Here is a 14,109-nt window from a genome sequence, read left to right as displayed (position 1 = left end):
TTGTGCATGCTGAAAAGAATAACGCCGGTCTGGAACCGGCGTTAATATTTTATTTCTTCTCAACTAACTGTTTAACGGTATCGGCATACTGAGCAACAAACGCATCCATGTTGCTGGTATCCATCCCCTGAGGGTTAAGCTGATATTTGCCGTTAACATACATAGCTGGAACGCCCTGCAGCTGGAAATCAGCGGCGGCTTTCTCTTGCTGAGCAACCAAGGATTTCACCACGAAACTGTTCCAGGCTGCATCATAATCTTCACCTTTAACGCCAGCATCAACGAAAACCTTGCGAATATCGGCCACGGTCTGAACCGTTTGCTTTTTCTGTACCGCTTCAAACATCGGGACAGTGATCTTATCTTCCACGCCCAGCGCCATCGCTACGGCCCACGCCTGAGTCAGATCCTTGCCTAGCGGCCCCAGGAACTCAACGTGGTATTTCGTCATTTTAACGCCTTCAGGCAGTTTTTTCTTCACGTTATCAGACACATGAAGTACTTCTTCAAATTGATAGCAATGCGGGCAGTAGAACGAGAAAAACTCGAGCACCTGTGGCTCACCGGCAACGGGTTTATCGAGGGTAATATACTGTTTACCGTCGGTGATCTGGGCAGCGGATGCACTAAAAGCCAGAATCATACCAGCCAGCGCCAGCCAAATTTTTTTCATGATTAACTCTCTCCTGGATATATCACATTAATACATTGGCGTTAACTGAAGAGGGGGTTCCTGAAGAACCTTTACCTGCTCAAGAAAAGTTGTTGTCTGCCCGCGCCAGTAATCTTCCCCGGTTAACCATGGGAAATTTATGGGGAAAGCAGGATCGTCCCAGCGCCTTAACAACCACGCCAGATAATAAACTAACCGCATAGCACGTAAAGGCTCGATGAGGGCAATTTCATCCGTATTAAAAGAGCTAAACTCCTCATACGCTTCAATAATCATCTCCAGCTGCATCCGCTGTTCGGCCTTATCGCCGTTCAACAACATCCACAGATCCTGAATTGCCGGACCGTTACGTGAATCATCTAAATCAACAAACAAGGGGCCGTCGCGCCAGAGGATATTCCCCGCATGACAATCACCGTGTAAGCGTAAAATATTAGCGCGCCCGTGCCATTGCCCCATTACAGCTTCAATCAGCTTATCGGTCGCGCTGAGAAAAGCCTCTTTCAAACCGGCCGGAATCAGCGGGGAAAGTTCAAAGACTTGTCGAGGCTCAAGGAGATATTCCTTCGTACCAATCTCCGGGCGAGCGACAAAAAGCTGTTTACGTCCCGTTTGATGCATACGCCCAAGGTACCGTCCCACCCATTCCATCTGATCGAGGTTATCCGCCTCAAACTGACGTCCACCCAGGCTTGGAAATACGGCGAAAAAGAACCCCTGGTGCTGGTGAAGAGTACTTTCGTTAAACGCCAATGGAGCCGCTACGGGCACTTCGTCCTGAACGAGCTGAAGGGAAAACTGATGTTCTTCGAGGATTTGTTCGGCGGACCAGCGCTCAGGACGATAGAACTTCACCACATAGCGGCGACGATCTTCGTCCTGAAACTGGTAAACTCGGTTCTCATAGCTGTTAAGCGGAGTGAGACCGGAATCTACCCGCATTCCCAGATCAAATAAACCATCAATAATGGTATCCGGGTTGAGCGTCTGAAAAGTGAAGGCCTTATCGTGCATCCTGACATCCGATAATCGTACGAATGATACAGGATATCATCTCGTTGACGATTTCGCGGCAGTGCTTACAACCTTTTACTCTTTAATTACTCCGCGTGCGCGTAGCAATGCGGTCTTAAAATCTTCCTCATAATCTTTCTGAATTCCGGGGATAACGGCCTCTTTTGCAGAGTCGCGCATCTTCAGATGATAAATCAGAATATCGTCGGAAAGATCGCTTAATTCCCCTGCATAACCGGCCTCTTTCGCCAGTTTTTGCAAAAATTGAATTAAATTCAGTTCTGGTTCTTTCTGCCAGGCTGGCTGGAGGAGTTCAATGACTTCATTCAGGCGTTTACATTTCATAGCAATGCTCCTTAATCTTGATAGGAGTACGTTAGCAGGGACAATCCCACAATGAAAGAGGCTATATTGATATGCAGGGTAAGGTAATAACCGGTGTTGTGCTGGCAGGAGGAAAAGGCACGCGCATGGGTGGGATAGATAAAGGATTACAATTGCTAAATGGTAAAGCCTTATGGCGTCATGTTGCTGATACTCTACAACCTCAGGTTACGAGCCTGGTGATTAGCGCTAACCGCAATCTTGATAGCTGGCAAAACAGCGGCTACCCGATTATTACCGACAGTCTGAGCGATTTCCCGGGACCACTAGCCGGAATGCTTTCCGTGATGCAGCAGATTGAGAGCGAATGGTTTGTATTTTGCCCATGCGATACGCCGTTTATTCCTTCTTTCCTGACGGCACGCTTAATGCAGCAGAAAAAATCATCCCCGGCCGTATGGGTGCATGACGGTGAGCGCGACCATCCGGCTATTGCTTTGGTGAATCGCGATGTAGTTGGCGAACTGGCTGGCTATCTGGCCGCAGGAGAGCGGCGGGTGATGGTATTTCTGCGCAAAATTGGCGGTCATAGCGTCGATTTTAGCGATGAAAAATCTGCCTTTATTAACGTAAACACGCTCGACGATTTGCATAGCATGCAGGAGCCATCATGATCCCTCTTTTAGCTATTGTGGCCTGGAGCGGCACAGGTAAAACAACATTATTGAAAGCGCTGATTCCGGCACTACGAGCAGAAGGCTTACGCCCGGGGCTAATTAAGCATACCCATCATGATATGGATGTGGATAAACCAGGCAAAGATAGCTATGAACTACGTAAAGCCGGAGCGGCTCAAACGATTGTCGCCAGCTCGCAGCGCTGGGCATTAATGACGGAAACTCCGGGGGAATCGTGTTTGGATCTGACATGGCTGGTTAGCCGAATGGATGCATCAACGTTGGATTTAGTCCTGGTCGAAGGTTTTAAACATGAGCCGGTACCCAAAATTCTTCTTTATCGACAAAATAGCGGGCATTGCATAGAAGAACTCGTTTTTGATGATTGCGTTATTGCTGTAGCCAGCGATGTGCCTGTCGAGACATCGCTTCCATTGTTAGATTTAAATGATATTCTGCAGATAGCCGCTTTTATTATGCAGTGGTTAAAGGGGGATAATAATAATCACTAGATATTTCATACATATAGAAATGACTTATTATTCTGAACTCACTGGCTGGCCTTTCGATCTTTCAGTCGACAAAAACGCAAAAAGCCCATCCGTCAGGATGGGCTCTTCACTGGTTTGATGCCTGGCAGTTCCCTACTCTCACATGGGGAGACCCCACACTACCATCGGCGCTACGGCGTTTCACTTCTGAGTTCGGCATGGGGTCAGGTGGGACCACCGCGCTGTTGCCGCCAGGCAAATTCTTTGTGCTCAGTACGCAATTCTTTATCGCATCAGCTGCGTTGCCCGCGCTCGCAAAGCCAGTCACATACTTCAGTATGCTCCTGCCTTTCCTTCGCTTGTCGCCTTGCTGCTGCGCAAATTATTGCGTACTCAACTCTGAATCATTGCTGAAAATCGTCTCTCAAATCCGCCAAAACATCTTCGGCGTTGTAAGGTTAAGCCTCACGGTTCATTAGTACCGGTTAGCTCAACGCATCGCTGCGCTTACACACCCGGCCTATCAACGTCGTCGTCTTCAACGTTCCTTCAGGACTCTCAAGGAGTCAGGGAGAACTCATCTCGGGGCAAGTTTCGTGCTTAGATGCTTTCAGCACTTATCTCTTCCGCATTTAGCTACCGGGCAATGCCATTGGCATGACAACCCGAACACCAGTGATGCGTCCACTCCGGTCCTCTCGTACTAGGAGCAGCCCCCCTCAATTCTCCAGCGCCCACGGCAGATAGGGACCGAACTGTCTCACGACGTTCTAAACCCAGCTCGCGTACCACTTTAAATGGCGAACAGCCATACCCTTGGGACCTACTTCAGCCCCAGGATGTGATGAGCCGACATCGAGGTGCCAAACACCGCCGTCGATATGAACTCTTGGGCGGTATCAGCCTGTTATCCCCGGAGTACCTTTTATCCGTTGAGCGATGGCCCTTCCATTCAGAACCACCGGATCACTATGACCTGCTTTCGCACCTGCTCGCGCCGTCACGCTCGCAGTCAAGCCAGCTTATGCCATTGCACTAACCTCCTGATGTCCGACCAGGATTAGCTGACCTTCGTGCTCCTCCGTTACGCTTTGGGAGGAGACCGCCCCAGTCAAACTACCCACCAGACACTGTCCGCAACCCGGATTACGGGCCCACGTTAGAACACCAGCCATTAAAGGGTGGTATTTCAAGGATGGCTCCATGCAGACTGGCGTCCACACTTCAAAGCCTCCCACCTATCCTACACATCAAGGACCAGTGTTCAGTGTCAAGCTATAGTAAAGGTTCACGGGGTCTTTCCGTCTTGCCGCGGGTACACTGCATCTTCACAGCGAGTTCAATTTCACTGAGTCTCGGGTGGAGACAGCCTGGCCATCATTACGCCATTCGTGCAGGTCGGAACTTACCCGACAAGGAATTTCGCTACCTTAGGACCGTTATAGTTACGGCCGCCGTTTACCGGGGCTTCGATCAAGAGCTTCTCCGCGAGGATAACCCCATCAATTAACCTTCCGGCACCGGGCAGGCGTCACACCGTATACGTCCACTTTCGTGTTTGCACAGTGCTGTGTTTTTAATAAACAGTTGCAGCCAGCTGGTATCTTCGACTGAGTTCAGCTCCATGAGCAAGTCACTTCACCTACCATCAGCGTGCCTTCTCCCGAAGTTACGGCACCATTTTGCCTAGTTCCTTCACCCGAGTTCTCTCAAGCGCCTGGGTATTCTCTACCTGACCACCTGTGTCGGTTTGGGGTACGATTTGATGTTACCTGATGCTTAGAGGCTTTTCCTGGAAGCAGGGCATTTGTCACTTCAGCACCGTAGTGCCTCGTCATCACACCTCAGCGTTAATAAGGTTCCGGATTTACCTGGAGCCTCCGCCTACATGCTTAAACCGGGACAACCGTCGCCCGGCCAACATAGCCTTCTCCGTCCCCCCTTCGCAGTAACACCAAGTACAGGAATATTAACCTGTTTCCCATCGACTACGCCTTTCGGCCTCGCCTTAGGGGTCGACTCACCCTGCCCCGATTAACGTTGGACAGGAACCCTTGGTCTTCCGGCGTGCGGGTTTTTCACCCGCATTATCGTTACTTATGTCAGCATTCGCACTTCTGATACCTCCAGCAGCCCTCACAGGCCACCTTCAACGGCTTACAGAACGCTCCCCTACCCAACAACACATCGTGTCGCTGCCGCAGCTTCGGTGCATGGTTTAGCCCCGTTACATCTTCCGCGCAGGCCGACTCGACCAGTGAGCTATTACGCTTTCTTTAAATGATGGCTGCTTCTAAGCCAACATCCTGGCTGTCTGGGCCTTCCCACATCGTTTCCCACTTAACCATGACTTTGGGACCTTAGCTGGCGGTCTGGGTTGTTTCCCTCTTCACGACGGACGTTAGCACCCGCCGTGTGTCTCCCGTGATAACATTCTTCGGTATTCGTAGTTTGCATCGGGTTGGTAAGTCGGGATGACCCCCTAGCCGAAACAGTGCTCTACCCCCGAAGATGAGTTCACGAGGCGCTACCTAAATAGCTTTCGGGGAGAACCAGCTATCTCCCGGTTTGATTGGCCTTTCACCCCCAGCCACAAGTCATCCGCTAATTTTTCAACATTAGTCGGTTCGGTCCTCCAGTTAGTGTTACCCAACCTTCAACCTGCCCATGGCTAGATCACCGGGTTTCGGGTCTATACCCTGCAACTTAACGCCCAGTTAAGACTCGGTTTCCCTGCGGCTCCCCTATACGGTTAACCTTGCTACAGAATATAAGTCGCTGACCCATTATACAAAAGGTACGCAGTCACCCCACATGGAGGCTCCTACTGCTTGTACGTACACGGTTTCAGGTTCTTTTTCACTCCCCTCGCCGGGGTTCTTTTCGCCTTTCCCTCACGGTACTGGTTCACTATCGGTCAGTCAGGAGTATTTAGCCTTGGAGGATGGTCCCCCCATATTCAGACAGGATACCACGTGTCCCGCCCTACTCTTCGAGTTCACAGCATGTGCATTTTGGTGTACGGGACTATCACCCTGTACCGTCGGACTTTCCAGACCGTTCCACTAACACACACGCTGATTCAGACTCCGGGCTGCTCCCCGTTCGCTCGCCGCTACTGGGGGAATCTCGGTTGATTTCTTTTCCTCGGGGTACTTAGATGTTTCAGTTCCCCCGGTTCGCCTCGTTTGACTATGTATTCATCAAACGATAGTGCAACGAATTGCACTGGGTTTCCCCATTCGGACATCGCCGGTTATAACGGTTCATATCACCTTACCGACGCTTTTCGCAGATTAGCACGTCCTTCATCGCCTCTGACTGCCAGGGCATCCACCGTGTACGCTTAGTCGCTTAACCTCACAACCCGAAGATGTTTCACTTCTGATTGCGAAAATTTGAGAGACTCGAACACACTTTAACTGTGTGTCGTTTCAATTTTCAGCTTGATCCAGATTTTTAAAGAGCAAAACTTCGCAGTGAACCTTTTCAGGTACACTCTGAAGTTTTCTTGTTTTTTGCAGTAATGATGGTGGAGCTATGCGGGATCGAACCGCAGACCTCCTGCGTGCAAAGCAGGCGCTCTCCCAGCTGAGCTATAGCCCCATCGTAGTTAAAATCTCATCAACCTTAATTCGTTTTCGGGCGCGGCGTGGTGAAGCGAAGCATACTGAAGTATGCGAGCTTTGCCACAACAAAGCACGGAGACGAATTTGGTAGGCCTGAGTGGACTTGAACCACCGACCTCACCCTTATCAGGGGTGCGCTCTAACCACCTGAGCTACAAGCCTGCAGAGATTTTCTTACTGCTTATTTTTCATCAGACAATCTGTGTGAGCACTACAAAGGCAGGTTCTTTCAGGTAAGGAGGTGATCCAACCGCAGGTTCCCCTACGGTTACCTTGTTACGACTTCACCCCAGTCATGAATCACAAAGTGGTAAGCGCCCTCCCGAAGGTTAAGCTACCTACTTCTTTTGCAACCCACTCCCATGGTGTGACGGGCGGTGTGTACAAGGCCCGGGAACGTATTCACCGTGGCATTCTGATCCACGATTACTAGCGATTCCGACTTCATGGAGTCGAGTTGCAGACTCCAATCCGGACTACGACATACTTTATGAGGTCCGCTTGCTCTCGCGAGGTCGCTTCTCTTTGTATATGCCATTGTAGCACGTGTGTAGCCCTGGTCGTAAGGGCCATGATGACTTGACGTCATCCCCACCTTCCTCCAGTTTATCACTGGCAGTCTCCTTTGAGTTCCCGGCCGGACCGCTGGCAACAAAGGATAAGGGTTGCGCTCGTTGCGGGACTTAACCCAACATTTCACAACACGAGCTGACGACAGCCATGCAGCACCTGTCTCACAGTTCCCGAAGGCACGTTCTCATCTCTGAAAACTTCTGTGGATGTCAAGACCAGGTAAGGTTCTTCGCGTTGCATCGAATTAAACCACATGCTCCACCGCTTGTGCGGGCCCCCGTCAATTCATTTGAGTTTTAACCTTGCGGCCGTACTCCCCAGGCGGTCGACTTAACGCGTTAGCTCCGGAAGCCACTCCTCAAGGGAACAACCTCCAAGTCGACATCGTTTACAGCGTGGACTACCAGGGTATCTAATCCTGTTTGCTCCCCACGCTTTCGCACCTGAGCGTCAGTCTTTGTCCAGGGGGCCGCCTTCGCCACCGGTATTCCTCCAGATCTCTACGCATTTCACCGCTACACCTGGAATTCTACCCCCCTCTACAAGACTCCAGCCTGCCAGTTTCGAATGCAGTTCCCAGGTTGAGCCCGGGGATTTCACATCCGACTTGACAGACCGCCTGCGTGCGCTTTACGCCCAGTAATTCCGATTAACGCTTGCACCCTCCGTATTACCGCGGCTGCTGGCACGGAGTTAGCCGGTGCTTCTTCTGCGGGTAACGTCAATTGCTGCGGTTATTAACCACAACACCTTCCTCCCCGCTGAAAGTACTTTACAACCCGAAGGCCTTCTTCATACACGCGGCATGGCTGCATCAGGCTTGCGCCCATTGTGCAATATTCCCCACTGCTGCCTCCCGTAGGAGTCTGGACCGTGTCTCAGTTCCAGTGTGGCTGGTCATCCTCTCAGACCAGCTAGGGATCGTCGCCTAGGTGAGCCGTTACCTCACCTACTAGCTAATCCCATCTGGGCACATCTGATGGCAAGAGGCCCGAAGGTCCCCCTCTTTGGTCTTGCGACGTTATGCGGTATTAGCTACCGTTTCCAGTAGTTATCCCCCTCCATCAGGCAGTTTCCCAGACATTACTCACCCGTCCGCCACTCGTCACCCGAGAGCAAGCTCTCTGTGCTACCGTTCGACTTGCATGTGTTAGGCCTGCCGCCAGCGTTCAATCTGAGCCATGATCAAACTCTTCAATTTAAGTTTGATGCTCGTAGAATTAAACTTCGTAATGAATTACGTGTTCACTCTTTGAGACTTGGTATTCATTTTTCGTCCGAAGACGTTAAGAATCCATGTCACTTTGAGTGCCCACACAGATTGTCTGATAAATTGTTAAAGAGCAGTGCAACGCGGCTTTCGCTCACCGTTGCGAGGTCCCGTATAATACGGTTTCCTCATGCAGAGTCAAGCGTTTAATTTCGCTTTTCTCTGCCGGCATTCATCGCTGAATCCCGCTGACCCGGCGGCTTGCGTGCCGTTGTTCCGTGTCAGTGGGAGCGCATTATAGGGAGTAATTCTGACGTGACAAGGGGAAATTTCAAAAAACTTTTCAACCGCCTCTTTTTTCATCATCACGGCGTGTAATGTAGCAAAAAACCGGCGTTTTGCCGTTTTAACCAACGAAGTGAGCCGCCAGATGGCATACTGATAAGGTAAAAACGAGAAAGGAACGGCATTTATGTCTTTAAGCGCACAGCAGTTGGCGGCACAAAAGAATATCTCCTGGGTATTAGCGGAGAAACTGGCTCAAAAAATTCTGACCGGTGAATATCAGCCAGAAAGTATCCTTCCAGGAGAGATGGAGCTGGGTGAGCAGTTTGGCGTAAGCCGTACCGCCGTGCGTGAAGCGGTAAAAACGCTAGCGGCAAAAGGTATGCTTTTACCTCGACCACGAATCGGAACGCGGGTAATGCCGCGCAGCAGCTGGAACTTTCTCGATAAAGAACTCCTCGCCTGGTGGTTAACAGAAGATAACTTCTCAGAGGTAGTCAGCCATTTTCTTGTTATGCGTGGCAGTCTTGAGCCCCAAGCCTGTTTTCTGGCGGCAATAACGGGTACCCAGGAACAAAAAGCCCAGCTCAACGCCTTGATGAAAGAAATGGTTGAGCTGAAGAGGAACTTTCAGCGCGAGCGCTGGATTGAAGTCGATATGGCCTGGCATGAACATATATATGAAATGAGCGGCAACCCTTTCCTGACCTCTTTCGCTTCTTTATTTCATTCGGTCTATCACACCTACTTCACTTCAATTACTCAAAATGAAGTGGTGAAACTGGATCTCCATCAGGCAATTGTTGATGCCATTCTGGAAAATGACGGGACTCGAGCGCTTAGCGCCTGTCAGGCGTTGCTCAGTACACCAAATCATTCAGACAAATAGCAAGGGAATCGAATGACCGAGAAGAAAGCCCGCAGTATGGCCGGGCTGCCGTGGATCGCAGCAATGGCTTTTTTTATGCAGGCGCTTGACGCCACCATTCTGAACACAGCCCTTCCAGCTATCGCCCACAGTCTTAATCGTTCACCGCTAGCGATGCAATCGGCCATCATCAGCTATACGCTTACGGTGGCTATGCTTATTCCGGTCAGCGGCTGGCTGGCCGACCGTTTCGGCACCCGGAAAGTGTTTATCATTGCCGTCAGCCTGTTTACTCTTGGCTCTCTCGCCTGCGCCCTTTCAAACTCCCTGATGGAGCTGGTTATCTTCCGCGTCATTCAGGGTATCGGCGGGGCGATGATGATGCCGGTAGCGAGGCTGGCATTACTGCGTGCCTATCCGCGAAGTGAATTATTGCCGGTACTTAACTTCGTTACAATGCCAGGGCTGGTCGGTCCTATCCTCGGTCCCGTACTCGGCGGCGTTCTGGTCACCTGGGCTAGCTGGCACTGGATTTTCCTGATTAATATTCCCATCGGTATTATCGGGATTGTGTATGCCCGCAAATATATGCCGGATTTCACCACGCCCCGGCGTCGCTTCGACACGCTCGGATTTGTCCTGTTTGGCCTGAGCCTGGTACTATTTTCCAGCGGAATAGAGCTGTTTGGCGAGAAAATTGTCGCAACGTGGATTGCTCTGGCGGTAATCGCCCTGAGCCTGGTTTTAATGTGGGCCTACATCCGCCACGCTCGCCGTTATCCCACACCGCTCATTTCGCTTTCTTTATTTAAGACTCATACCTTCTCTGTGGGGATCGCGGGAAACCTGGCAACGCGTCTGGGTACCGGATGCGTACCATTCCTGATGCCGCTGATGTTACAGGTTGGCTTCGGTTATCCGGCAATTATTGCTGGCTGTATGATCGCGCCTACGGCTATCGGTTCGATTATCGCGAAATCCACCGTCACCCAGATTCTTCGCTGGTTTGGATACCGTAAAACGCTGGTTGGAGTCACGATATTTATCGGGCTGATGATCGCTCAGTTTTCATTGCAATCACCGGACATGTCGATCTGGATGCTGCTGCTGCCGCTATTCGTTCTGGGGATGGCGATGTCCACCCAGTTCACCTCAATGAACACCATCACGCTCGCCGATTTAACCGATGAAAACGCCAGCAGCGGCAACAGTATACTGGCCGTTACCCAGCAGCTATCGATTAGTCTTGGGGTCGCCGTGAGCGCGGCGGTACTAAGGTTTTATGAAGGATTCGATAGCGCAAATACCATCGAACAGTTTCACTATACCTTTATTACTATGGGGGCAATCACCGTGGTATCAGCGCTGGTATTTGCCTTATTAAGAGCAAAAGATGGCCGCAACCTGATTAAGGAGCGGCATAAACGTTAGGCTGAGCCGCGAACTACCAGTTCAGGAGTTAATTGCACGCGCTGCTGTTTTTGTCCCGGCTCGGCCATGCGGTGAATCAGCACGTCGATGGCTAATTCACCCAGTTCATCTTTCGGCTGATGAATAGTAGTCAGCGGCGGCGTCATATAACGCGCCAGTTCAATGTCGTCATAACCCACCAGCGCCATGTCCTGGGGGATGCGCAGGCCACTCTGGTAAAGCGCCTGATAGGCACCCACCGCCATCGCATCGTTACCGACAAACACGGCCTGCGGTAGCTCTGGTAGGGCCAGCAGTTTCTGCATGGCGCTAAATCCGCCGCCAAATTCAAAATCGCTGCTAATCACATATCCTTCAGGTACCGCGAGCCCGGCTCGGGTCATCGCGGCCTGATAACCTTCCAGGCGCAGCCGCGATGGTGTTTTATCCAGCGGACCCGCAATGCAGGCAATTCGGGTATATCCCTTATCAATCAAATACTGGGTGGCCATATCGCCGCCCAGCAGGGAGTTATCCTGAATCAGGTCGCTATCGCCGTCGAACGGTGCCCAGTCCATCATTACCGTCGGTACAGAGGGATAGCGCTGCATAATCTCGGGAGAAGGTTGATGAGTTTCAGTACACAGGAGCAGTAAACCATCGACGCGTTTTTGCATCAGCGTCTCCAGATTACGGTTCATCCGCTGTTCATCACCTTCTGTATTGCACAGCACCAGACTGTAGCCTCGCTCAAAGCAGCTGCGCTCCACGCCGCGAACCAGCTCCGAATAAAACGGATTGGTACTGGCAGTAATGAGCATGCCTATAGTGCGGGTTTGGTTTAATTTGAGACTGCGCGCCAGCGCGGACGGCGCGTAATTCAGGCTCTTAATCGCAGCGTCGACTTTAGCGGTAATCGCTTCGCTAACGAAACGATCTTTGTTAATGACATGAGAAACCGTCGAAGTGGAAACGCCCGCAATGCGGGCTACATCCTTCATGGTGGCCAAGCGTTACCCCTGTTGACGTAAAAATTCGTCTATTTCTTTTCGCCATGGCACGGAGGGCTGGGCTCCTTTACGGGTGACAGCAATGGCTGCGGCAGCGTGGGCAAAACGTATTGCCTCCGCCAGTTCACTGCCTTCAAGCAGCGCAGTAACCAGCGCGCCATTAAAGGTATCGCCAGCGGCAATAGTATCAACCGCCTGCACTTTAAAGCCGGGCACCCGACGACCTTCACCCTCGCGGCTAGCCCATACGCCACGGCTACCGAGCGTAATGATCACCGTACCGATACCTTTATCATGGAGCACTTTGGCGGCTTTTGCCGCATCATCGTCATTTTCCACGCGAACGCCGGTGAGCTTTTCCGCTTCGGTCTCGTTAGGGGTAATGATATCCACCAGCGTGAGCAGTTCATCGGGCAATTCACGTGCCGGCGCCGGATTGAGAATAACTGAGGTTTGATTCTGGTGAGCAATTTTCGCCGCCGCCAGTACGCTTTCCAGCGGTGATTCCAGCTGCATCAGCAGGGCCTGCGCGCCGGCAATACGCTCTTTTTCCGCATCAACCTGCGCAACCGAGAGCGCGGCATTAGCACCGGCATGAATACCGATAGTATTCTCACCTTCAGCGTTAACAAAAATCAGCGCCACGCCGGTTGATTCTCCGGCTACGGCCCTGACCGGTGAAACGTCGATATTATCGCTTTCCAGCTGACGCCGAATGCGCTCGCCGGTATCGTCATCGCCGGTACAGGCGATAAAGGAAATATTTGCCCCGCTGCGTCCTGCAGCTACGGCCTGGTTTGCGCCTTTACCGCCAAAAGCGACCTGATAGTGATGGCCGGTGACAGTTTCACCAGGCGTTGGGAAGGCGTCGAGATTGAGGATGTGATCGGCGTTAATACTGCCAAGGACGACAAGTTTGCCTGCGGTTTTCATAATCAATATTCCCGGAAAGCGCGCCACCGGGATCCGGTGGCGCATGCCCTGCTTTTCTTTATTATGTTGTCCCTCGGACCGTCACCGGTCCGAATCGCACATTATTGCTTAATGACCAGTTTCAGCTCAACCGGATAGCTGGCATCCACTTTTTCGCCCTTCAGCACTTTATCGGCTGTCTCAACGCCTTTCACGCCGATTTGCTCCGGTAACTGAGCGATGGTCGCAGCCAGTTTGCCACTGTTTACCGCTTTCTCGCCATCCGGAGTGCCGTCAAATCCAACGACCATCACATCTGATTTACCTGCAGTTTGCAGAGCACGCAGCGCACCCAGCGCCATTTCATCGTTCTGGGCAAATACCGCCTGCACATCAGGATGCGCCGTCAGCAGGTTCTGCATGACGTTCAGGCCCTTAGTACGGTCAAAATCAGCAGGCTGGCTGGCCAGGACGTTAAATTTATGCGCGGCAACGGCCTGCTGGAAACCTTCACCACGCTCGCGCGCCGCGGACGTGCCTGCAATTCCCTGGAGTTCAATAATCTTCGCGCTTTCGCCCACTTTCTTCGCGATATAGTCGCCGGCCATCTTGCCGCCGAGTACGTTGTCAGACGCAATATGGCTGACTACTTCGCCTTTTGACGCCTGACGGTCGAGAGTGATAACCGGTATTTTCGCCTGGTTCGCCAGCTTCACGGCATTACCCACCGCATCGGAATCCGTTGGGTTGATCAGCAGCAGTTTGGTACCACGGACGGTTAAGTCCTGAACGTTAGCCAGCTCTTTTGCCGGGTTGTTCTGTGAATCCAGAACCACCAGGTTATAGCCAAGCTTATCCGCTTCTTTCTGCGCACCATCCTTCAAAGAGACAAAGAACGGGTTGTTAAGCGTAGAGATAACCAGAGCGATAGTGTCTTTTGCCATCGCATTCGCGCTTACGGTCGCACTTAAGGCTACAGCAGAGACCAGGGTCGCCAGTTTTTTCATATTCATAGTTAAGATGTCCTGTAGAG

General features: G+C 51.6%; 10 protein-coding genes, 2 tRNA genes and 3 rRNA genes. 4 read left to right on the top strand and 11 right to left on the bottom strand.

Annotated features, from left to right (window positions below; genetic code table 11):
* Positions 1 to 49: 49 nt before the first annotated feature.
* From dsbA to GJ746_RS00300, 3 genes are all read right to left on the bottom strand, one after another.
* Entirely contained in the window at positions 50 to 673 is a 624-nt protein-coding gene (gene dsbA, locus GJ746_RS00310) for a thiol:disulfide interchange protein DsbA (RefSeq protein WP_154678435.1), read from the bottom strand.
* A 27-nt stretch (positions 674 to 700) separates the two neighbouring features.
* Complete coding sequence (locus GJ746_RS00305) at positions 701 to 1,687, bottom strand: serine/threonine protein kinase (protein ID WP_154678434.1); 987 nt, start codon at positions 1,685 to 1,687, stop codon at positions 701 to 703.
* Positions 1,688 to 1,762: 75 nt separating this feature from the next.
* The gene (locus GJ746_RS00300; RefSeq protein ID WP_004127077.1) at positions 1,763 to 2,032 is read right to left on the bottom strand and encodes a YihD family protein; all 270 of its coding nucleotides are present in this window, start codon (positions 2,030 to 2,032) and stop codon (positions 1,763 to 1,765) included.
* Positions 2,033 to 2,103: 71 nt separating this feature from the next.
* On the opposite strand from GJ746_RS00300, the gene mobA reads away from it, so the two are divergent.
* Together mobA and mobB are read left to right on the top strand one after the other, a co-directional pair.
* The gene (gene mobA / locus GJ746_RS00295; RefSeq protein WP_154678433.1) at positions 2,104 to 2,685 is read left to right on the top strand and encodes a molybdenum cofactor guanylyltransferase MobA; all 582 of its coding nucleotides are present in this window, start codon (positions 2,104 to 2,106) and stop codon (positions 2,683 to 2,685) included.
* Complete coding sequence (gene mobB, locus GJ746_RS00290) at positions 2,682 to 3,200, top strand: molybdopterin-guanine dinucleotide biosynthesis protein MobB (protein ID WP_154678432.1); 519 nt, start codon at positions 2,682 to 2,684, stop codon at positions 3,198 to 3,200. Before mobA ends, mobB begins: the two co-directional genes overlap by 4 nt.
* Positions 3,201 to 3,319: 119 nt before the next feature.
* Here mobB and rrf read toward each other — a convergent pair.
* From rrf to GJ746_RS00265, 5 genes are all read right to left on the bottom strand, one after another.
* A 5S ribosomal RNA gene (gene rrf / locus GJ746_RS00285) occupies positions 3,320 to 3,435 on the bottom strand.
* A gap of 198 nt (positions 3,436 to 3,633) precedes the next feature.
* A 23S ribosomal RNA gene (locus GJ746_RS00280) occupies positions 3,634 to 6,539 on the bottom strand.
* 170 nt (positions 6,540 to 6,709) lie between these two features.
* Positions 6,710 to 6,785: transfer RNA gene (locus tag GJ746_RS00275), tRNA-Ala, on the bottom strand.
* A 108-nt stretch (positions 6,786 to 6,893) separates the two neighbouring features.
* Positions 6,894 to 6,970 (bottom strand) — tRNA-Ile (locus tag GJ746_RS00270).
* 72 nt (positions 6,971 to 7,042) lie between these two features.
* Positions 7,043 to 8,582: ribosomal RNA gene (locus tag GJ746_RS00265) — 16S ribosomal RNA — on the bottom strand.
* Together the 16S, 23S and 5S rRNA genes with 2 tRNA genes alongside form the textbook arrangement of a ribosomal RNA operon.
* 481 nt (positions 8,583 to 9,063) lie before the next feature.
* On the opposite strand from GJ746_RS00265, the gene GJ746_RS00260 reads away from it, so the two are divergent.
* The gene (locus tag GJ746_RS00260; protein WP_154678431.1) at positions 9,064 to 9,765 is read left to right on the top strand and encodes a FadR/GntR family transcriptional regulator; all 702 of its coding nucleotides are present in this window, start codon (positions 9,064 to 9,066) and stop codon (positions 9,763 to 9,765) included.
* A 12-nt stretch (positions 9,766 to 9,777) separates the two neighbouring features.
* Complete coding sequence (gene mdtD, locus GJ746_RS00255) at positions 9,778 to 11,175, top strand: multidrug transporter subunit MdtD (RefSeq protein WP_154678430.1); 1,398 nt, start codon at positions 9,778 to 9,780, stop codon at positions 11,173 to 11,175.
* Here mdtD and rbsR read toward each other — a convergent pair.
* The 3 genes from rbsR to rbsB all read right to left on the bottom strand — a co-directional run bounded on the left by rbsR (position 11,172) and on the right by rbsB (position 14,089).
* A complete protein-coding gene (gene rbsR / locus GJ746_RS00250; RefSeq protein ID WP_154678429.1) occupies positions 11,172 to 12,164 on the bottom strand; it encodes a ribose operon transcriptional repressor RbsR in 993 nt (330 codons plus the stop codon). The two genes, mdtD and rbsR, sit on opposite strands and share 4 nt — an antisense overlap.
* 3 nt (positions 12,165 to 12,167) lie before the next feature.
* The gene (rbsK, locus tag GJ746_RS00245; protein ID WP_195908833.1) at positions 12,168 to 13,100 is read right to left on the bottom strand and encodes a ribokinase; all 933 of its coding nucleotides are present in this window, start codon (positions 13,098 to 13,100) and stop codon (positions 12,168 to 12,170) included.
* Between the two features lie 98 nt (positions 13,101 to 13,198).
* Complete coding sequence (gene rbsB / locus GJ746_RS00240; RefSeq protein WP_154678428.1) at positions 13,199 to 14,089, bottom strand: ribose ABC transporter substrate-binding protein RbsB; 891 nt, start codon at positions 14,087 to 14,089, stop codon at positions 13,199 to 13,201.
* Between the last annotated feature and the right edge of the window lie 20 nt (positions 14,090 to 14,109).

Source organism: Klebsiella oxytoca, from assembly GCF_009707385.1.
GTDB classification, from domain to species: Bacteria; Pseudomonadota; Gammaproteobacteria; order Enterobacterales; family Enterobacteriaceae; genus Klebsiella; species Klebsiella oxytoca_C.
This window is presented reverse-complemented; position numbering and strand designations above follow the sequence as displayed.

What these genes read in the sequence shown, in the direction of transcription:
- mdtD (WP_154678430.1), top strand. Translation starts at nt 9,778, where the DNA reads ATGACCGAGAAGAAAGCCCGCAGTATGGCCGGGCTGCCGTGGATCGCA.
- dsbA (WP_154678435.1), bottom strand. Translation starts at nt 673, where the DNA reads ATGAAAAAAATTTGGCTGGCGCTGGCTGGTATGATTCTGGCTTTTAGT.
- GJ746_RS00300 (WP_004127077.1), bottom strand. Translation starts at nt 2,032, where the DNA reads ATGAAATGTAAACGCCTGAATGAAGTCATTGAACTCCTCCAGCCAGCC.
- mobB (WP_154678432.1), top strand. Translation starts at nt 2,682, where the DNA reads ATGATCCCTCTTTTAGCTATTGTGGCCTGGAGCGGCACAGGTAAAACA.
- GJ746_RS00305 (WP_154678434.1), bottom strand. Translation starts at nt 1,687, where the DNA reads ATGCACGATAAGGCCTTCACTTTTCAGACGCTCAACCCGGATACCATT.
- mobA (WP_154678433.1), top strand. Translation starts at nt 2,104, where the DNA reads ATGCAGGGTAAGGTAATAACCGGTGTTGTGCTGGCAGGAGGAAAAGGC.
- GJ746_RS00260 (WP_154678431.1), top strand. Translation starts at nt 9,064, where the DNA reads ATGTCTTTAAGCGCACAGCAGTTGGCGGCACAAAAGAATATCTCCTGG.
- rbsB (WP_154678428.1), bottom strand. Translation starts at nt 14,089, where the DNA reads ATGAATATGAAAAAACTGGCGACCCTGGTCTCTGCTGTAGCCTTAAGT.